Raw genomic sequence first — 19,043 nt, forward strand, 5'->3', positions numbered from 1 at the left:
TATCGCTTGCTTTAAAACAATTAATAGTTGCTTGATCAAACGTCTGCAAGATGGACAATCATCCTTCCTGCAGGCGCCTTCACAAGATACCTGCGCATACTTTCAAAGATCTGGGGAAGTGGCCTCAGCGCCGTTCCCGTGTGCCGCGAAGTTTCCTTCGTAGCGAGCCGCCTATTATGCCGGACTTTTTCAGTCCGTCAACACCTTTCGTTCGATCATCTCGTTCGGCGGTGGTGGCGTCCCTTGTGTCGCTGAAGCCCCTTGTTGGCGACCCCTGCGACGGGGGAGGGAAAGTATGTCCCTATCCGCGGCATTTGTGAAGGGGGTGTGGCAACTTTTTTCAACGGATGTTGCATCCGTTCATGCGAGCGCCTGTGCGGTGGGTGTTCCGCGGAGAGCAGAGGCAGCCAAGCTTGGGCTTGGCTCTACAACAAGAGGAAGAGGGGGCCGGCTGCGCCGGCCCCCTCTTCCTATCAGGCAGCGACCAGGCGCACGCGGGCGAAGGTGCGCTTGCCCACCTGCAGCAGGCCTTCAAAGCCGGGCTGCAGCACCTGCTGTCCGTCTTCCACCACTTCACCGTCCACCTTCACTGCACGCTCCTTGAGCTTGCGGTTGGCTTCAGAGTTGCTTGGCGTCAGGCCGGCGGCAGTCAGCAGCGCGGCGATACGCAGGCCTTCGGCCGGGATCGCCACGTCCTGCAGCGGCAGCTGGGTGATATCGCCCTGCCCGGTCACCGCCGCTTCCCAACCGGCAACCGCCTGTTCAGCCGCAGCGGCGTCGTGGAAGCGGGTCGCCAGCTCGCGTGCCAGACGCAGCTTGACCACGCGCGGGTTCAGGCTGCCGCTGGCCACCTGCTCGCGCAGCTGCACGGCTTCGGCCTGGCTGATATCGAAGGACAGCAGCTCGATCCAGCGCCACATCAGGGCGTCGTCCACCTTCATGGTCTTGGTGACGATGTCGATGGCCGGCTCGCTGATGCCGATGTAGTTGCCCAGCGACTTGGACATCTTGTTGACGCCGTCCAGTCCTTCCAGCAGCGGCATGGTCAGCACCACCTGCGGCTTCTGCCCGTGGTGTTCCTGCAGGCCACGGCCCATCAGCAGGTTGAACTTCTGGTCGGTGCCGCCGAGTTCGACGTCCGCTTCCAGGGCCACCGAATCGTAGCCCTGCACCAGCGGGTACAGGAATTCGTGGATGGCGATGGACTGCTGGGCCGCATAGCGCTTGGCGAAGTCGTCACGCTCGAGCATGCGCGCCACGGTGTGCTGCCCAGCCAGGCGGATCATGTCGGCCGCGCCCATCTTGCCGAACCACTCCGAATTGAAGCGGACCTCGGTCCTGTCGCGGTCCAGCACCTTGAAGACCTGCTCCTCGTAGGTACGGGCATTGGCCAGCACGTCGTCCTTGCTGAGCGGCTTGCGGGTCAGGCTCTTGCCGGAGGGGTCGCCGATCATGCCGGTGAAGTCACCGATCAGGAAAATGACCTGGTGGCCGAGGTCCTGGAACTGGCGCAGCTTGTTCAGCAGCACCGTATGGCCCAGGTGCAGGTCCGGCGCAGTGGGGTCGAAGCCGGCCTTGATCCGCAGCGGGCGGCCTTCCTGCAGGCGCGCGCGCAGATCCTCCAGCTTGAGGATCTCGTCGGCACCACGGCCGATCAGGGCAAGGGCTTCTTCAATCGAGGACACGTGACTACTCCCGGCAACGCCGTTTCTTATGTGGGGTGTTAAAGCGAAGTTAACCCGATCGGCTTCACAAAAGCCAATAGGCACAAGGGTTTGACGCGAATTTGTTAGGTGTCTATGTTACCGGCGTTTAGGCCCGCGTTCCCGGGCCAGCCAGAGACCGACATCTGATGCTCAATTCCGAACACGGCCGCGCACGCAAGCAGCGCTTCCAGGAACGACTCCACGTCCTGCACGACAACGCCCTGCACCGGAAGCTGAGGCAACACCTACCTGCCGCATTCAACGAGCGCTGGACAAGGCGTCACTGGATGCACGCCAGCCTGTTTGTGACCATCGGCGCACTGGTGGCCACGATCGTGCCGGGCTTCTCGCACACCATCGATGCTCCCTACGCCGACGGCCATACCAGCCTGGCGCTGCCGCTGCCGCCGCTGGCAATGGCCCGCCAGCAGCAGATCCCCGGCGACAGCTGGCAGGTACTGCGGGTACAGCGCGGGCAGACCCTGAGCGACCTGTTCGACAAGGCCGGCATTCCCGCCACCACCCTGCACCGCGTGCTGGAGCACCCCGGTGCACGTGAATCGCTCACCAAGCTGCGCCCGGGCGCCGAGATCGCCTTCGACATGCCGCTGTCCGGCGACCTGCGCAGCATCCGCTTCGATCGCGATGGCGACAACCGCGTCGAGCTGAGCCTGACCGGCGACGACATCAAGGAAAAAGTGACCAAGCGCGAGACGTCCACGCGCACGGTGGTCACCAGTGGTGAGATCACCAGTTCGCTGTATGCGGCCGCGCGCCGTGCCGGCTTGTCGCCGTCGGCGATCGCGACGATGACCGACGACATCTTCAAGTACGACATCGACTTCTCCAAGGACCTGCAGCCGGGCGACCGCTTCAGCGTGGTGATGGATGAGACCTGGCGCGAGGGCGAGAAGGTCGATACCAGCAAGATCCTGGCAGCGACCTTCACTACCGGCGGCAAGACCTATTCCGGCTTCCGCTTCGACCGCAACGGCAAATCCGAGTACTACGACATCAGCGGCCGTTCGCTGAAGAAGAGCTTCATCCGCATGCCGATCCCGTTCGCACGCCTGAGCTCGACCTTCGGCGCGCGCAAGCATCCGGTGCTGGGCAAGATGCGCATGCACAAGGGCGTGGACTACGCCGCGCGCACCGGCACCCCGATCATGGCCGCCGGCGACGCGCGGGTGCAGTTCGTCGGCACCCAGCGCGGCTATGGCAACGTGGTGATCCTCGACCACGGCCGCGGGCACACTACCCTGTACGGCCACATGTCGCGCTTTGCCGGGATCCGGAACGGCCAGCGCGTGGCCCAGGGCACGGTGATCGGCTATGTCGGGTCGACCGGTCTGGCGACCGGTCCGCACCTGCACTACGAATTCCGCGTCAACGGCGAACACCGCAACCCGCTGACGGTGACCATGCCGCCGCCGGAACCGCTGAAGGGCGCCGAGCTGGTGGCCTTCCGCGCACAGACCGCACCGGCGATGGCACGCATCCAGGGCATGGAGAAGCTGATCTACGCCGACGCCAGCCCGGCCCCGAGCAGCCGCGAAGCGGCCACCACCGAGGTGGCCAGCGCCAAGGACAAGGCAGCGCCGGGCCGCAAGCGCGGTTGAGCCCTGCGTTGACGAAGGAGGACACGGCAGCCCAAGCTTGCCGTGTCCTTTTTTTATGCCCGCCATGAACACAGCTGCCGACCCGTCCCTCCCCCTCTATCTGGGCCTGATGTCCGGCACCAGCGCCGATGGCATCGACGCCGCACTCGTGCAGTTTCCGGGCAAAGGGGGGTGCCGCTTCGTGCATGGGCTGACCGCGCGTTGGGAACCGGTGCTGCGGGCGCGGCTGGTGGCACTGGGTGAGGGCGGCGCGTTGCAGTCGCTGGAGGAGCTTGGCGAACTGGACGCGCGGATCGCGATCAGCTTTGCCGATGCCGCCAACCAACTGCTGGCCGACGCCGGCGTGGACCGCTCCCGGGTACGCGCAATCGGCTCGCATGGGCAGACCGTGCGCCACCGACCGTTGGCCGATCCGGCCTTCACCGTGCAGCTGGGCGATGGCAACCGCATTGCTGAACTGACCGGGATCACCACCGTGTGCGACTTCCGCCGACGCGACATCGCCGCCGGTGGACAGGGCGCGCCACTGATGCCGGCCTTCCATCTGGGCATGCTGGGTGCGGCCGACGAGGATCGCGCCGTGCTGAACCTGGGGGGCATTGCCAACCTGACCCTGATTCCACGCGATGGACGTGTGCTGGGCTTCGATACGGGCCCGGCCAATGCCCTGATGGATGCCTGGTGCCAGCGTCACACCGGGCGCAGCTTCGACGCCGACGGCGCCTTCGCGGCCAGTGGTGCGGTGGATGACAGCCTGCTGGCAGGCTGGCGCGCGGACCCATGGTTCGCGCTGCCGCCACCGAAGAGCACCGGGCGTGAGCAGTTCCACCTGCCCTGGGCCGAGGCGCACATGGAAGAAGGCCAGTACGCGGCCGCCGATGTGCAGGCGACGCTGCTGGAACTGACCGCGGCGACGGTGGCCGATGCACTGCTGGCGCAGCAGCGCGATACCCGACGGCTGCTGGTGTGCGGCGGCGGCGTGCGCAACGCCCAGTTGATGCGACGGCTGGTGGCACGGCTGCCGGGCGTTGTCATCGAGTCCACGGCGCTGCACGGGCTGGACCCGGAGTACGTGGAAGCGATGGGTTTTGCCTGGCTGGCACAGCGCACGATGGACGGACTGGCAGGCAACCTGCCGAGCGTGACCGGAGCGAAGGGGCCGCGGGTTCTGGGGGCAATCCACCTGGCGTGAGCGGGGCTACATCCGCCGGGCATGGCCCGGCGCTACCCCGTCGGCAGCATCCCGCCGGGCAGGTATCGCGGCGACCAGGCATCAGCTCAGTCGAAGCCCTGCCCTGCGGGCATCGCCTGCAGCGCGGCGATGGCGGCAGACAGGGCGTCCACTTCGGGATCGCCGAAGCCGGATCGGACCTCCAGTTCACTGCTGAACAGGCCCTGCTCTAGCAGCGCCGCGCAGGTCTGTTCGTGGGTCCAGCCCCGGGCAACCGCGACCCGTTTGATGCGTTCCAGCAGCAGCGGGTCCAGATCCCGCAGCACTACGTCGGCCATGCTCACTTCCCCGTTCGCAAGGCACCGCCCCCTCGGCGCGTCGGGGCGATGATCCCGCAGACCGGGCGGTCAGGCAATCAGGCGGCGGGCGACGGCCCCCTGTCCAGGATGCGCGGCCACAACCAGATGAGCAGCAGCATGGTCGGCACCACCGTGACCGCACTGAGCATGAAGAAGGTGCTGTAGGAAGTGGCTTCCACGATGTACCCGGAGACGCCACCGACGAACTTGCCCGGCAGGTTGGCCAGCGATACCAGCAGCGCGTATTGGGTAGCGGTGAAGTTGCGATCGGTGAGCGAGGACATGAAGGCCACCAGCACCGTGCCGGCGAAGCCCTGGAACAGGTTGTCGGCGCTGAGCGCTGCATAGAACGCCCACAGCTGGCCGGGGTTGTGGGCCATCAGCAGGAAGGCCAGGTTGGACAGCGCCACGCCCAGGGCCGCGACCAGCAGCATCCGGCGGAAACCGAAGGCAGCCACGGCGATGCCGCCGAGGAAGGCCCCGCCGATGCCCATCCAGACGCCGAACAGCTTGGAGACGGTGGCGATGTCTGCCTTGTCGAAGCCCGAATCCAGATAGAAGGGACCGGCCATCACGCCGATGACCTGGTCCGGAAACTTGAAGAACCCGACAAACGCCAGCAACGCCAGCGCCAGCGCCATGCCGTTGCGGGTGAAGAAGCTGGTGATCGGCTGCACGAAGGCTTCGGCGATGTCGATGCGGCGCTGGACAGCGTTGGCCGGGCGCTCGGGCTCGCGACAGAACAGGGTGGTGATGATCGGCACGATCATCAGCGTGGCCATCGCCAGGTAGGCAATGATCCAGCCTTCGAACTGCGCCAGGTACAGGGCGCCGGCGCCGGCCAGGATGAGGCCGATGCGATAGCCCAGTGTGTAGGTGGCCGCCAATGCTGCCTGCGCGGTCTGCGGCGCGATCTCGATGCGATAGGCGTCGACCACCGAATCCTGGGTGGCGCCTGCGAAGGACGCCACGAGAACCCAGGCGACCAACGGCCATACGCCCTGCTCCGGCCGCACGAACGCCAGTGCAACCAGGCCCACCAGCACCAGGATCTGGGAGACCAGCAGCCATGAGCGGCGGCGGCCCAGGAAACCCAGCAAGGGGAACGCGTACCGGTCCAGCAGCGGGGCCCAGACGAACTTGAGCAGGTAGAAAAAGCTGGCCAGGCTGATCAGGCCGATGCTGCCCAGATCCAGGCCGACATCACGCAGGCGCGTGGACAGCGTCTGCGAGGCGATCAGCAGGAAGGGCAGGCCGCTGCCGAAGCCGAGCAGCGCCATGGTCAGTGCCGACGGCGTGCCGAACGCACGCTTGATCCCGGCCCAGCCCTTGTAACCGGCCGGCTTGGCAGCCTCGGTCACAGGTCGTAGTCCACGATGAACGGTGCGTGGTCGGAGAAGCGCTGGTCGCGGTAGATCGAGCAGCTGCGCAGGCGGTCGCGCAGGCCCGGGGTGATGAACTGGTAGTCGATGCGCCAACCGACATTGTTGGCGCGGGCCGCGCCACGGTTGCTCCACCAGGTGTAGTCCTCGCCGGTCGGATGCAACAGGCGATAGGCGTCAGCCCAACCGCGGCCGGTGACCACGTCGGTGGCCTGGCCGTGGTCGGCGCACAGGGCGTTGAGCCAGTCGCGTTCCTCGGGCAGGCAGCCGGAGTTCTTCTGGTTGGACTTCCAGTTCTTGATGTCCAGTGCGGAACGGACGATGTTCCAGTCGCCGCACAGCACGTAGTCGCGGCCACTGCGGGCCCACTCCTCGAGGATCGGCCGCAGCCACTCCATCACTTCGAACTTGAAACCCTGGCGCAGGTCGCCGGAGCTGCCCGAGGGGATATAGAAGGAGACCACGCTGAGGTTGCCGAAGCGGGCCTCGATGTAGCGGCCTTCATCGTCGAACGGAGCCCAGCCCAACGAGGTGATGACCTGGTCCGGCTCGCGCTTGCTGTAGATGGCCACGCCGCTGTAACCCTTCTTGGTGATGGCATCGCGGTAGAAGCAGTGGTGGCCATCCGGGCGGAACATCGGGTCGGTCAGCTGGTCTTCCTGGGCCTTGGTCTCCTGGATGCAGAGAACATCGGCGTCCTGGGCGCGGAACCAGTCGAGGAAGCCCTTGGTGGCGGCCGAGCGGATGCCATTGGCATTGAAACTGATGATGCGCATGCGGAAGAACCTACGGCGGGAAACCGGGCAAGCATACCGGTTGCCTGCCGGGCTGAGCAGCCCATGGAGGCGCCGGCCGGCGCGCGCGTGAAGGCCTCTGGCGAGCGCGAAATGTCCAGCTGGATTAGGATTTGCGCTCCAAATGAAGATGAATCGAGTTTTGATGAGCGACCACCGTCACCGTTTCCTGCAGCTGGCCCTGACCGCCGATGCCCTCCGCTTCGGCCAGTTCACCCTCAAGTCCGGCCGGCTGAGCCCCTATTTCTTCAACGCCGGTCGCTTCGACTCCGGCTCCCTGCTGTCGCAGCTGGGCGCGTGCTATTCCGACGCCATCGACGCCAGCGGGATCAAGTACGACGTGGTGTTCGGGCCGGCCTACAAGGGCATCCCGTTGGCCACCGCGATGGCCTGTGAGCTGGCCCAGCGTGGCCGCGACCTGCCGCTGTCGTTCAACCGCAAGGAAGTGAAGGACCATGGTGAAGGCGGCCAGCTGATCGGCGCCGACATGACCGGCAAGCGTGTGCTGATTGTCGACGACGTGATCACCGCTGGCACCGCCATCCGCGAGGCCCTGGCGATCATCCGCGCCGCCGGTGGCATCCCCGCAGGCATCGTGGTGGCCCTGGACCGACAGGAGATCGCCTCGGACACCGACCACCGCTCCGCTGCCCAGGCCGTGGCCGAAGAGGCAGGGATTCCGGTGATTGCAGTGGCTACGCTGGCCGACCTGCTTGATTTCGCCTCCGGAAATCCGGAACTTGTGGGCTACCGGCAGCCGCTGGAGGCCTATCGCGCCCAGTACGGTGTCCGTTCCACACGCTGACCGCCAGGGGGAAGGTCGCATGTTCCGAGTTCCTGCCATCGTTGCCGCCGGCCTGCTGCTGGCGATCCCGGCCACGCTGCTGGCCCAGTCCGGCGGCAAGGCCGCCGACAAGAAGCTGTACTGCTGGAACGAGGGCAAGGAGCGGATCTGCAGCGATGCGCTGCCGGCCGACGCGGTGAACAACGCGCGTGAGGAGTTCAATGCGCGCAGCGGCCTGCGCAATGCGCAGGTGCAGCGCGCGTTGAGCGACGAGGAACGCGCCGTTGCCAGTACGGCAGCGGCGCAGCTGCAGCTGGACCAGATGGCCGAACAGACCCGGCAGCGCACCGAGCAGGCGATGCTGACCACCTACGGTGACGAGGACGCCCTGCGGCGTGTGTTCGCCGATCGCCAGGAAGTGCTGGACAACAACCTCAAGACCGCCCAGTACAACGTGGCCAGCCTGCGCGATTCGCTGGTGGCCCTGCTGGCCGCCGCCGGCGACCGCGAACTGGCCGGTGCCCAGGTGGGCGAAAAGCCTGCCGGGGCGATCGCCCAGCGGCATGCGCAGCTGCAGTCGCAGCAACGCCTGCTGGCCAGTTTCCAACAGCAGCAGCAGGCGCTGAAGCTGGAGATCGAGAGCAGCCTGCAGCGCTATCGGCAGCTGAAGGGGCTGGTGCCGGCCGCACCGGCGGGCTGATACCGCTCCCCACGCCGGGAATGGCCCGGCGCCCCCCAAGGCCCCGGTTACGGCAGCGGGCCACGAATTTATGCACTTTTTACGCGTCGGCCCGGTCCGGCGCGTAGTGCGTTTATGGGGGGTGGGACGACGATGACGGCCTGAGGTGGAGGGGTTCCACCAGGTCTCGTATTCCATGTCCCCCTGGCTGTCGTTGCTGTGTGGCGTGCTGGTGCTGGTCGCCGCCGCCTATCTTCTGTATGTCGTGCTGCGGCCCGAGTCGTTCTGAGCGGAGCCTGCCATGACTGAAATTCTTGCCATTATTGCCGCCAGCCTGGTGCTGGCGTGGCCGCTGGGCCTCTACCTGGCGCGGGTGATGCGCGGCACGCCGATGAAGGTCGACGTGCTGTTCCACTGGATTGAAAAGCCGCTGTACAAGGTGCTCGGCGTCGATCCCACGCGTTCGATGTCCTGGCGTGGCTACGTGCTGGCGTTCGTGCTCAGCAACGTGGTGGTCGCGGTGCTGACCCAGGCCGTGTTCATGACCCAGGCGTGGCTGCCGTTGAATCCGGACCAGATCCCGAACATGCGCTGGGACACAGCGCTGCACACGATGATCTCGTTCCTGACCAACACCAACCAGCAGCACTACTCGGGCCAGGCACAACTGTCCTACTTCTCGCAGATGACCGGCATCACCGGCCTGCAGGTGGTGACGCCGATGATGGGGCTGGCGCTGGCAGTGGCCACCCTGCGTGCGCTGTTCTGGCCTGCGCCGAAGGCCACAGCGACGGATGCTGCCGGCGATGACCGCCAGGTGGCCGTGGGCAACTACTACGCCGACGTGGTGCGCCTGTGCGTGCGCTTCCTGCTGCCGTTGTGCCTGGTATGGACGCTGCTGCTGACCAGCCAGGGGGTTCCCTCGACGCTGGCGGGCGGACCGCAGGCCACGCCGATCGATGCGGCTTCGGGCATGGCGCAGCAGAAGCTGCCGCTGGGCCCGGTGGCGGCGATGGTCGCCGCCAAGCAGCTGGGCGCCAATGGCGGCGGCTGGTACGGCCCGAACAGCAGCTTCCCGCTGGAAAACCCGACCCCGCTGTCGAACATGCTGGAAGTGATCGGCATCCTGCTGGTGCCGATGGCGGTGATCTTCATGATCGGCGCGTTCACCGGGCGGCGCCGTTTCGGCGTCCTGGTGTTCAGCTGCATGCTCGGCATGTCACTGCTGTCCACCGGCGCGATGGTGTGGAGCGAGGGCCATAGCGCCAGCGCAGCCACGCCCTTGCTGATGGAGGGCAAGGAGGTGCGCTTCGGCGCCGATGGCACCGCGTTGTGGGCGGCGGTGACCACCCAGGTCTCCAACGGTTCGGTGAACGGCATGCATGATTCGCTGAGCCCGCTGAGCGGCGGCCTGGCGATGGTCAACATGCTGGTCAGCGCCATATGGGGCGGCATCGGCTGCGGCCTGCAGCAGTTCATCGTGTACCTGCTGCTGGGCGTGTTCCTGGCCGGGCTGATGACCGGGCGCACGCCGGAACTGTTCGGCCGCAAGCTGGAAACGCCGCAGGTACGCCTGCTGGCCCTGCTGGTGCTGCTGCAGCCGATCACCCTGCTGGTGTTCACCGCCATCACGCTGGCGGTGCCGGGCCTGGCGGGCACCTCCAACCCCGGCTTCCACGGCATCAGCCAGGTGTTCTACGAGTACGTCTCGGCCTATGCCAACAACGGCTCGGGCTTCGAAGGGCTGGGCGACGCCACGCTGTGGTGGAACCTGAGCTGTTCGCTGGTGCTGCTGCTGGGCCGCTTCCCGCTGCTGATCATTCCGCTGGTGGTGGCTGCACAGCTGGCTGCAAAGCGCCAGGCGCCCGAGTCTGCCGGCAGCCTGCAGATCGAAACCCCGACCTTCGCGCTGACCCTGGTCTCGCTGATCGTCATCCTGACCGTGCTGCAGTTCATGCCGGCGCTGGTACTCGGCCCGATAGCCGATCACCTGAGCCTGGGACTGCACTGAGGACACCCCCATGAGTAGTCACGCAACCGCACCCCGTAGTTCCCACGCTGCCCGCCCTGCCCTGCTTGATGCTGCCGGCCTGCGCCGCGCGCTTGTCGAAGCAGTGCGCAAACTGTCGCCGATGCACCTGCTGCGCAGCCCGGTGATGGCCGTGGTAATGGCCGGCACGATCGTGGCGGCGATCATTACCCTGACCGGCAATGCGCCGCTGGGCTTCGGCCTGGCGGTGACCGCGATCCTGCTGGTGACCGTGCTGTTCGGCAATTTCGCCGAGGCGGTGGCCGAAGCGCGCGGCCGGGGCCAGGCCGCATCGCTGCGGCGAGCGCGCCAGGACCTGGTGGCACGCCGACTGGCGGCGCCGCAGCCGGGCGCCGCCGAAACGCAGGTAGCGGCCGCCGAGCTGCGCCCGGGCGACCATGTGATCGTCAGCGCCGGTGAGCTGGTGCCGGCCGATGGCGAGATCGTGCAGGGCCTGGCCACCATCAACGAAGCGGCGGTGACCGGTGAATCGGCGCCGGTGCTGCGCGAGGCCGGTACCGACCGCTCCGGCGTGATCGGCGGCACCAAGGTGCTGTCCGACCAGATCATCGTGCGGGTCACCGCCGAACCCGGCCACAGCTTCCTGGACCGCATGATCGCGCTGGTGGAAGGGGCCAACCGCCAGAAGACCCCGAACGAGATCGCGCTGACCCTGCTGCTGGCAGCAATGACGCTGACCTTCCTTGTAGTGGTGGCAACGCTGCCGGCCATTGGCGCCTCGGTCGGCGTGAAGGTGGATCCGCTGCTGCTGATCGCGCTGCTGGTGTGCCTGATCCCGACCACCATCGGCGGCCTGCTGCCGGCCATCGGCATTGCCGGCATGAACCGTGCGCTGGCCGCCAACGTGCTGGCCAAGTCGGGCAAGGCGGTGGAAGTGGCCGGCGACGTCGATGTGCTGCTGCTGGACAAGACCGGCACCATCACCTACGGCGACCGCCAGGCCAGTCATTTCCACGCGCTGGCCGGGATCGATGCCGACCAGCTGCGCGAAGCGGCATTGCTGTCCTCACTGGCCGACCCGACCCCCGAGGGCAAGTCGATCGTGCGCCTGGCCCGCGAACAGGGATGTTCAACCGCCGAGCCGGATCGTGCCGAGTACCTGGCATTCAGCGCGCAGACCCGCATGTCCGGCGTGGACCTGGAGCATGGCCGGCAGATCCGCAAGGGTGCGGCCGATGCGATCCGTGCCCACGTGCAGGCGCTGGGCGGCACTGTGCCGGCTGAACTTGCCGGACGCGTGGAGCAGGTGGCGCGTAACGGTGCCACCCCGCTGGTGGTGGCCGAAGGTCGCCACGTGCTGGGCGTGATCGAGCTGTCGGACGTGGTCAAGCACGGCATGCGCGAGAAGTTCGCGCAGCTGCGGGCGATGGGCATCCGCACGGTGATGATCACCGGCGACAATCCGCTGACCGCAGCGGCGATCGCAGCCGAAGCCGGCGTCGACGACTACATCGCCGAGGCACGGCCGGAGGACAAGCTGGCGCGCATCCGTGCCGAACAGGCTGGCGGCCGGCTGGTGGCGATGGTCGGCGATGGCACCAACGATGCACCGGCGCTGGCGCAGGCCGACATCGGCCTGGCGATGAACTCCGGCACGCAGGCGGCCAAGGAGGCCGGCAACATGGTGGATCTGGATTCAGACCCGGCCAAGCTGCTGGCGGTGGTGGAAGTGGGCAAGCAGCAGCTGATCACCCGCGGCGCGCTGACCACCTTCTCCCTGGCCAACGATGTTTCCAAGTACTTCGCGATCCTGCCGGCGTTGTTTGCCGCCGCCGTGCCCGCCATGGCCGCGTTGAACGTGATGCAGCTGTCGAGCCCGCGCAACGCCGTGCTGGCGGCGCTGATCTTCAATGCCCTGGTGATTCCCGCGCTGATCCCGCTGGCCCTGCGTGGCGTGCGCTTCCGCCCGGCCACTGCCACCGCGCTGCTGCGCCGGAACATGCTGGTGTATGGCCTCGGTGGTGTGTTGCTGCCGTTCGCGGCGATCAAGCTGATCGATCTCTTCCTTGTCATGGTATCCGGCACATGAACCGTTCTTCTGTTCCTTCCCGTTCCCGCGATCTGATGACCGGGGCACGCGTGGTCACGCTGCAGGATGACGCGCGCTGGCGCCCGGCCATCGGCCTTGGCCTGGCCACCCTGTTGCTGGCCGGTGCGGTCTACGCCGGCATCGCCACCGGCTTCGCGGGCCTGTCCTTCCCGGCGCAGGCCGAAGGCAGCCTGCTGCGCGATGGCAGCGGCCAGGTGCGTGGCTCGGCGTGGCTGGCCCAGCCCTTCAGCGGTGACGGCTATTTCCAGGCGCGCCCGTCGGCGGCCAACTACGACCCGATGGCAGCCGCCGGCTCCAACCTGGCGCGCAGCAACCCGGCGCTGGCCGCGCGCGTGACCGCCAGCACCGCTGCGGTGGCCGCACGTGAAGGCGTGGCACCGGCACAGGTACCGGCCGACCTGGTCACCCAGTCGGGCGGCGGACTTGATCCACAGGTGTCGCCTGCAGCGGCACAGCTGCAGGTCGCGCGCGTGGCGCGTGCGCGCGGATTGCCGGTCGAACGCGTGCAGGCGTTGGTGAAGGCACATACCGAAGGGCGCCAGTGGGGCCTGTTCGGTCAGCCGCGGGTGAACGTGGTGACGCTGAACTTCGCGCTGGACCATGCCGCAGCCACACCGTGATGCAGGCGTGCACCCGCAGCGCGCACAATGGCGACCATGACAGCGGCGCCCATGACTGACGTGCGAACCCGCCAGGCAGATGCCCTGGTGGAAGGACTGCAACGCGAGGCGGGCGGCAAGCTGACCGTGTTCCTGGGCGCGGCACCCGGCGTGGGCAAGACCTACGCCATGCTTACCCGTGCCCAGGAGCAGCTGCGCCGCGGCGTTGACCTGGTGGTCGGACTGGTGGAAACCCACGGCCGTGCCGATACCCAGGCGCTGCTGGTGGGGCTGCCACAACTGCCATTGAAGGATGTGGCCTACCACGGTCACGAGCTGCACGAGATGGATCTGGATGCCGTGCTGGCACGGCATCCGGCGCTGGTGCTGGTGGACGAGCTGGCGCATCGCAATGCCCCGGGCAGCCGCCATGAACGGCGCTGGCAGGACGTGATGGAGCTGCTGGACGCGGGCATCGATGTCTGGACCACGGTGAACATCCAGCATCTGGAAAGCTTGAACGATGTGGTGATGCGCATCACCGGCGTGCGCGTGAGCGAGACCGTCCCGGATGTCGTGCTTGATCGCCTGCACGACATCGTGCTGGTCGATCTGCCACCGCGTGAGCTGATTGCCCGCCTGCAGCAGGGCAAGGTCTATGTGCCCGAGCAGGCGGCGCAGGCGCTGCAGGCGTTCTTCTCCCCGGCCAACCTGACCGCGCTGCGCGAGCTGGCGATGCAGGAGGCCGCCGACCGCGTCGACAGCAGCCTGCGCGAAGCGCGCGCCGCACGCGGCGAGAGCAACCTGCCGCTGCGGCGTGGCGTGCTGGTGGCCATTGATGGCGGCGGCCAGAGCGAGTACCTGGTGCGGGTCGCGCGACGCATCGCCGAACGCCGCGACGCGCCGTGGACGGTGGTAACCGTGCAGGGGCGACGCCAGGACGAAGCGACCCGGCGCGAGATCGACGCAGCGTTCGCACTGGCCCGCCGCCTCGGTGGCGAGGCCGAACTGCTGCATGGTTCGAGCATCGCCGATGCCCTGCTCGACCATGCCGCGCACAACGGCGTATCCACCCTGGTGCTGGGCCGCACCCGTGAACGGCCGCTGGCGCGCATGTTCAACCGCACCCTGACCCAGCAGCTGATCCAGCGTGGTGCGCACTACGAGATCACCATCATCAGCACGCCGCAGGCGCGGGCGCGCTCGCGCCGCGAAGGCCTGCTGCCGCCGATGCGCGGCATGAGCCACGAGCCGCTGCAGGCGCTGGTCGCCACCGGCCTGGCCTGCGCGGTGGCATGGCTGGTCGAACGCTGGGTGGGCATGGCCGACCTGTCGATGGTGTTCATCGTGGCCGTGGTGCTGGTGGCCGCACGCACCCGCGCCAGCGTGGCGGTGATGGCAGCGATCCTGTGCTTCCTGGCCTACAACTTCCTGTTCATCGCGCCGCGATTCACCTTCGCCATCGGCGCGCGCCAGGGCGTGATCACCGTGTTCCTGTTCCTGGCCGCCGCACTGGTGGCCGGACGCCTGGCATCGCGCCTGCGCATGCAGGTGATCGCCCTGCGCGCGGCCAACCGCCATGCGCGTGCGCGCCAGCAACTGGGCCGGCAGCTGGCCAGCGCGGCCGGCAATGGCGAAGTGGCACAGGCCGGCAGGCTGGCGCTGGAACAGGCGATGGATGTTCCAGCATGGCTGCGGATCGGCACCGACACCGCTGCCGGTGGTCGCAGCCAGCCCGGTGACACGGATCTTGCCGCCGCCGACTGGGCGCTGCGCCATGGCCAGCCCAGTGGACGCTTCACCGATACCCTCGCGGGTGCGCAGTGGTGGTTCCTGCCGCTGCTGGATGGCGAGGACCGCGCGATCGGGGTAGCCGGCCTGTACCTGCCCGGCGCGCAGGCGCGACTGCTGCCCGAACAGCGGCAGCTGGCCGAAGCGATGGTCGATGACATCGCCCAGGCCGCGCTGCGTACACGTCTGGTGGCCGAACTGGAACAGGCGCACGTGAGCAACGAGACCGAACGGCTGCGCTCGGCCCTGTTGTCTTCGGTCTCGCACGACCTGCGCTCGCCGCTGGCGGCGATGATCGGCTCGGCCGACAGCCTGGCCAGCTACGGCACCGCGATGGACCAGGCCGACAGGCGCGCCTTGCTGGACACCATCCTGGTGGAAGGCGAACGCCTGGACCGCTATATCCAGAACCTGCTGGACATGACCCGCCTGGGCCACGAAGGGTTGAAGATCAACCGCGACTGGATCGGCGTGGACGAACTGATCGGTTCGGCCGCGCGTCGCCTGCAGCGCTATCAGCCCAAGGTGCGGCTGGAACTGGATATTCCAGCGACGCTGGCACCGATCTGGGTGCATCCGGCACTGGTCGAACAGGCCGTCTTCAATGTGATGGAGAACGCGGCCAAGTTCTCGCCGGCCGATGCCGCCGTGCAGGTGCTGGCACGCGAACTGGATGGCCAGCTGCGGATCGACGTGATCGATGCCGGCCCCGGCATTCCCGATGACGAACGCGCGCGCATCTTCGACATGTTCTACAGCGTGGAACGGGGTGACCGCGGCCGCCATGGCACCGGCCTGGGCCTGACCATCTGCCAGGGCATGATCGGCGCGCATGGTGGCAGCGTGCAGGCGCTGCCCGGGCGTGACGGTCGCGGTACCCTGATCCGCATCACCCTGCCCCTGCTCAAGCCAGCTGCCCACGATGAGCCCGACCCCGACTGATGCCAGCACGCCCGCCCCGCGCGTGCTGGTGATCGACGATGAAACCCAGATCCGCCGGTTCCTGGACATCAGCCTGCGCGCGCAGGGCTACCAGGTGCGGCAGGCCGCCAGCGGCCAGGAAGGCCTGCAGATGGCGGCCAGCGAAGACATGGACCTGGTGATCCTGGACATCGGCCTGCCGGACATGGAAGGGCATGAGGTGCTGCAGCAGCTGCGCGAGTGGAGCCAGGTGCCGGTGATCATGCTGACCGTGCGTGCCGGCGAAACCGAGAAGGTGCGCGCGCTGGACAACGGCGCCAACGACTACGTGACCAAGCCGTTCGGTACACAGGAACTGATGGCGCGGGTGCGGGCGCTGCTGCGCACGCGCAGCGTGCCCAGCGACGGCACCCCGCCGCTGTTCGACGATGGCCACCTGCACGTGGACCTGGTGCGGCGTGAAGTAGCGCTGGATGGCGAACCGGTGGCGTTGACCCGCAAGGAGTACGCACTGCTTTCGCTGCTGCTGCGCAATGCCGGACGGGTGGTGACCCAGCCGCAGATCCTGCAGGAAATCTGGGGACCGACCCACCAGCACGACACCCACTACCTGCGCATCCTGGTCGGAAAACTGCGGCACAAGCTGGGCGATTCGGCGCTGGATTCACGCTACCTGTTCACCGAACCCGGGGTGGGCTTGCGGTTCAAGGGGTAAGGCGTGCCGACCGACGGTCGGCACCCACCAAAGCGGATCGTTGTGCCGGGCGCAGCCCGGCCCTGCCTCAGAAGCCCAGTGCGGTATCGCCCAGCACGGGCTGCAGCTGGCTGCGGAACAGCGACTGGATGCGCTCCAGCGCGGCCTCGTCGTTGCCTTCGAAGCGCAGCACCAGCACCGGCGTCGTGTTGGAGGCACGTACCAGGCCCCAGCCGTCGGCGAAGTCCACCCGCAGACCATCGATGGTCGACAGGCGGCCACCCACGTAAGGGTTGTCCGGCGACTGCGCTGCAGCCACCAGCATCGCCACCAGCGCGTGCGGCGTACCCTCTGCCACCGGCACCTTCAGTTCCGGCGTGGCCACCATTTCCGGAAGTTCCGCCAGCACCTCATCGGCAGTTTCCTCACGCTGGGCGAGGATCTCCAACAGGCGCGTAGCGGCATACAGGCCATCATCGAAACCGAACCAGCGTTCCTTGAAGAAGAAGTGGCCGCTCATCTCACCGGCCAGTTCGGCGTCGGTCTCGCGCATCTTCGCCTTCATCAACGAATGCCCGGTCTTCCACATCAGCGGGCTGCCACCGTTGCACAGCACGTGATCGGACAGTTTTCCGGTGCACTTCACGTCGTAGATCACCATCGCGCCCGGGTTGCGCATCAGCACGTCGGCGGCAAACAGCATCAACAACCGGTCGGCATAGATGATCTTGCCTTCGCCGGTGACCACGCCAAGACGATCACCGTCGCCATCGAAGGCGACGCCCAGGTCGGCACCGAACCGCTTGACCGTCTGTACCAGGTCTTCCAGGTTGGCCGGCTCGCTGGGATCGGGGTGATGGTTGGGGAAGGTGCCGTCGACATCGCAGTAAAGCGGGATGACCTCGGCGCCGATTGCTTCCAGCAGCTGCGGCGCGAAGGCACCGGCCACGCCGTTGCCGGCATCGGCCACCACCTTGAGCGGTCGGTCCAGCTGCACGTCATCGGCGATGCGCTGGATGTAATCGGCGGCCACCTCGCGCTGCTGGTAGTCACCGGGCTCTGCAGCCTGCACCAGTCGGCCTTCGACGATGCGCTGGTACAGATCGGTGATTGCATCGCCGGACAGTGTTTCGCCGCCGATGACGATCTTGAAGCCGTTGTAGTCCGGCGGGTTGTGGCTGCCGGTCACTGCAACGCAGGTACCGGTGCGCAGGTGGAAGGCAGCGAAATACACCACCGGCGTTGGTGCCAGGCCGATATCGATCACCGCACAGCCGGCACGCCGCAGGCCCTCGGCCAGACCGGCCGACAGCTCGGGACCGGACAGGCGGCCGTCGCGACCAATCACCACCTCGCGCAATCCCTGTTCAAGGGCGACGGTGCCGATGGCCTGGCCGATCAACGCTGCAGTCCGGGCGGTCAGTTCGCTGCCCACCAGCCCGCGGATGTCGTAGGCACGGAAGATGCCGGCTGCCAGTTCCTCTGCGGGTACGGGTGGCGGCGGCGGCGTGGCATCGGCCGCGGCAGCATCGGCCACCGGCGGTGGCTCCCTCTGCAGGCTCTCGCGCAGCGTCGGGCCGTGATCGGCCTCGGCTGCGGTGCCGCGTCGACTGGGCAGCGGCAGCGCCTTCGGCAGTCGGCCACGGCCCACCACCAGCAGCACCGCGATGAACGCCAGCAGCAACGCCACGATCGCACTGGCCAGCCCCCCCAGCCCCAGCGGGCCGGGTTCCACGTTGGGCACTGCGGCGGTCAGCCGCAACGGCGTGCCCGCGACCGGACGTGCCATTGCCTCGGCGCTCTCGGACAGGCCCGCATCGCCTTGCACCACGATGTTGTGCGCGCCCTGGCGCAGTGCCAGAAAACCATTGCCGGGGGCCTGCACCTGGTCCAGCGGGGCGGTCAACCGCAGCAGCGGCTGGCGGACATAGACCACCGCCGGTCCCACACCGGCCAACTGAACCGGCGCGGCCAGACCTAGGCGGTTGCCACCGCCATCGCGGACCACGCGCAGGGTCGCCTTGCCATCGGCCAGTGCCGCTTCGAGCAGCGCCAATCGGGCATAGCCGAACGTCGCAGGGGCGGCGTAACCCGCCGCCAGGTCTGCACCCAGCACCTCTACCTGCTCGACACCGGTCCAGCTTTCACGCAGTGCCAGTGCGGCGGCAGCCGCATCACCGGCCTGCAATGCCTGCTGCACGCGGTCGCCTTTCAGGTGCTGCTGCAACTGCTGCAGTTGGCCGGAGGCGGCCTGCTGCAGGCCTTGCACGGCCTGGTCACGTGCCTGTTCCAGCGCTTCCCCGCTGGCCACCTGCCGCCACTGCTGTACCGCGCTCCAGCCAAACCATCCGGCCAGCGCCACCAGCAGCACGCCCAGCAATGGCGCACTGCGTCCCAACGACTTTCCCCGCTGTGCTTCCCCGATGCCGCTCATCGATGTCCCC

Annotated in this window: 15 protein-coding genes; 10 read left to right on the forward strand and 5 right to left on the reverse strand. The window is 67.4% G+C overall.

What is annotated here, in order from left to right:
• Positions 1 to 473: 473 nt before the first annotated feature.
• A complete protein-coding gene (gene tyrS, locus ACVOLJ_RS12975; RefSeq protein WP_481564278.1) occupies positions 474 to 1,685 on the reverse strand; it encodes a tyrosine--tRNA ligase in 1,212 nt (403 codons plus the stop codon).
• A gap of 167 nt (positions 1,686 to 1,852) precedes the next feature.
• On the opposite strand from tyrS, the gene ACVOLJ_RS12980 reads away from it, so the two are divergent.
• The gene (locus ACVOLJ_RS12980; RefSeq protein WP_481564279.1) at positions 1,853 to 3,325 is read left to right on the forward strand and encodes a peptidoglycan DD-metalloendopeptidase family protein; all 1,473 of its coding nucleotides are present in this window, start codon (positions 1,853 to 1,855) and stop codon (positions 3,323 to 3,325) included.
• 64 nt (positions 3,326 to 3,389) lie between these two features.
• Positions 3,390 to 4,517 (forward strand): anhydro-N-acetylmuramic acid kinase, encoded by a 1,128-nt coding sequence (locus ACVOLJ_RS12985; protein ID WP_475280977.1) that lies wholly within the window; start codon positions 3,390 to 3,392, stop codon positions 4,515 to 4,517.
• Between the two features lie 86 nt (positions 4,518 to 4,603).
• Here ACVOLJ_RS12985 and ACVOLJ_RS12990 read toward each other — a convergent pair whose 3' ends face one another.
• The 3 genes from ACVOLJ_RS12990 to ACVOLJ_RS13000 form a co-directional block, all read right to left on the reverse strand.
• Positions 4,604 to 4,834: a hypothetical protein gene (locus tag ACVOLJ_RS12990; RefSeq protein WP_475280976.1), complete on the reverse strand. Its 231-nt coding sequence runs from the start codon at positions 4,832 to 4,834 to the stop codon at positions 4,604 to 4,606.
• 77 nt (positions 4,835 to 4,911) lie between these two features.
• On the reverse strand, positions 4,912 to 6,216 hold the full coding sequence (locus tag ACVOLJ_RS12995) for an AmpG family muropeptide MFS transporter (protein WP_475280975.1): 1,305 nt from the start codon (positions 6,214 to 6,216) through the stop codon (positions 4,912 to 4,914).
• The gene (locus ACVOLJ_RS13000; RefSeq protein WP_475280974.1) at positions 6,213 to 7,013 is read right to left on the reverse strand and encodes an exodeoxyribonuclease III; all 801 of its coding nucleotides are present in this window, start codon (positions 7,011 to 7,013) and stop codon (positions 6,213 to 6,215) included. Before ACVOLJ_RS13000 ends, ACVOLJ_RS12995 begins: the two co-directional genes overlap by 4 nt.
• Positions 7,014 to 7,176: 163 nt before the next feature.
• Here ACVOLJ_RS13000 and pyrE point away from each other — a divergent pair, with 163 nt between their 5' ends.
• The 8 genes from pyrE (at position 7,177) to ACVOLJ_RS13040 (ending at position 16,620) form a co-directional block, all read left to right on the forward strand.
• Complete coding sequence (gene pyrE, locus ACVOLJ_RS13005; RefSeq protein ID WP_475280973.1) at positions 7,177 to 7,836, forward strand: orotate phosphoribosyltransferase; 660 nt, start codon at positions 7,177 to 7,179, stop codon at positions 7,834 to 7,836.
• Between the two features lie 19 nt (positions 7,837 to 7,855).
• Positions 7,856 to 8,515 (forward strand): hypothetical protein, encoded by a 660-nt coding sequence (locus ACVOLJ_RS13010; RefSeq protein ID WP_475280972.1) that lies wholly within the window; start codon positions 7,856 to 7,858, stop codon positions 8,513 to 8,515.
• 175 nt (positions 8,516 to 8,690) lie between these two features.
• Positions 8,691 to 8,783, forward strand: a complete 93-nt coding sequence (locus tag ACVOLJ_RS13015) for a potassium-transporting ATPase subunit F (protein WP_005407770.1) — start codon at positions 8,691 to 8,693, stop codon at positions 8,781 to 8,783.
• A gap of 12 nt (positions 8,784 to 8,795) precedes the next feature.
• Complete coding sequence (gene kdpA / locus ACVOLJ_RS13020; protein WP_475280971.1) at positions 8,796 to 10,505, forward strand: potassium-transporting ATPase subunit KdpA; 1,710 nt, start codon at positions 8,796 to 8,798, stop codon at positions 10,503 to 10,505.
• A 10-nt stretch (positions 10,506 to 10,515) separates the two neighbouring features.
• Complete coding sequence (gene kdpB, locus ACVOLJ_RS13025) at positions 10,516 to 12,573, forward strand: potassium-transporting ATPase subunit KdpB (RefSeq protein ID WP_475280970.1); 2,058 nt, start codon at positions 10,516 to 10,518, stop codon at positions 12,571 to 12,573.
• Positions 12,570 to 13,214: a potassium-transporting ATPase subunit KdpC gene (gene kdpC / locus ACVOLJ_RS13030; protein ID WP_475280969.1), complete on the forward strand. Its 645-nt coding sequence runs from the start codon at positions 12,570 to 12,572 to the stop codon at positions 13,212 to 13,214. Before kdpB ends, kdpC begins: the two co-directional genes overlap by 4 nt.
• Before the next feature lie 51 nt (positions 13,215 to 13,265).
• Positions 13,266 to 15,926 (forward strand): ATP-binding protein, encoded by a 2,661-nt coding sequence (locus ACVOLJ_RS13035; RefSeq protein WP_475280968.1) that lies wholly within the window; start codon positions 13,266 to 13,268, stop codon positions 15,924 to 15,926.
• Positions 15,907 to 16,620, forward strand: a complete 714-nt coding sequence (locus ACVOLJ_RS13040; protein ID WP_475280967.1) for a response regulator transcription factor — start codon at positions 15,907 to 15,909, stop codon at positions 16,618 to 16,620. The genes ACVOLJ_RS13035 and ACVOLJ_RS13040 overlap by 20 nt, the downstream gene beginning before the upstream one ends.
• Positions 16,621 to 16,687: 67 nt before the next feature.
• On the opposite strand, the gene ACVOLJ_RS13045 is transcribed toward ACVOLJ_RS13040, so the two are convergent.
• Positions 16,688 to 19,033, reverse strand: coding sequence for a phosphomannomutase/phosphoglucomutase (locus ACVOLJ_RS13045; RefSeq protein WP_481564280.1), 2,346 nt, complete (start codon positions 19,031 to 19,033; stop codon positions 16,688 to 16,690).
• Positions 19,034 to 19,043 lie beyond the last annotated feature (10 nt).

Source organism: Stenotrophomonas sp. STEN046 (genome assembly GCF_056759755.1).

Bases quoted from the DNA above. Each gene is read 5' to 3' on its own strand.
- ACVOLJ_RS12980 (WP_481564279.1), top strand. From the start codon at position 1,853: ATGCTCAATTCCGAACACGGCCGCGCACGCAAGCAGCGCTTCCAGGAA.
- ACVOLJ_RS12985 (WP_475280977.1), top strand. From the start codon at position 3,390: ATGAACACAGCTGCCGACCCGTCCCTCCCCCTCTATCTGGGCCTGATG.
- ACVOLJ_RS12990 (WP_475280976.1), bottom strand. From the start codon at position 4,834: ATGGCCGACGTAGTGCTGCGGGATCTGGACCCGCTGCTGCTGGAACGC.
- ACVOLJ_RS13000 (WP_475280974.1), bottom strand. From the start codon at position 7,013: ATGCGCATCATCAGTTTCAATGCCAATGGCATCCGCTCGGCCGCCACC.
- pyrE (WP_475280973.1), top strand. From the start codon at position 7,177: ATGAGCGACCACCGTCACCGTTTCCTGCAGCTGGCCCTGACCGCCGAT.
- ACVOLJ_RS13010 (WP_475280972.1), top strand. From the start codon at position 7,856: ATGTTCCGAGTTCCTGCCATCGTTGCCGCCGGCCTGCTGCTGGCGATC.
- ACVOLJ_RS13015 (WP_005407770.1), top strand. From the start codon at position 8,691: ATGTCCCCCTGGCTGTCGTTGCTGTGTGGCGTGCTGGTGCTGGTCGCC.
- kdpA (WP_475280971.1), top strand. From the start codon at position 8,796: ATGACTGAAATTCTTGCCATTATTGCCGCCAGCCTGGTGCTGGCGTGG.
- kdpB (WP_475280970.1), top strand. From the start codon at position 10,516: ATGAGTAGTCACGCAACCGCACCCCGTAGTTCCCACGCTGCCCGCCCT.
- kdpC (WP_475280969.1), top strand. From the start codon at position 12,570: ATGAACCGTTCTTCTGTTCCTTCCCGTTCCCGCGATCTGATGACCGGG.
- ACVOLJ_RS13035 (WP_475280968.1), top strand. From the start codon at position 13,266: ATGACTGACGTGCGAACCCGCCAGGCAGATGCCCTGGTGGAAGGACTG.
- ACVOLJ_RS13040 (WP_475280967.1), top strand. From the start codon at position 15,907: ATGAGCCCGACCCCGACTGATGCCAGCACGCCCGCCCCGCGCGTGCTG.
- ACVOLJ_RS13045 (WP_481564280.1), bottom strand. From the start codon at position 19,033: ATGAGCGGCATCGGGGAAGCACAGCGGGGAAAGTCGTTGGGACGCAGT.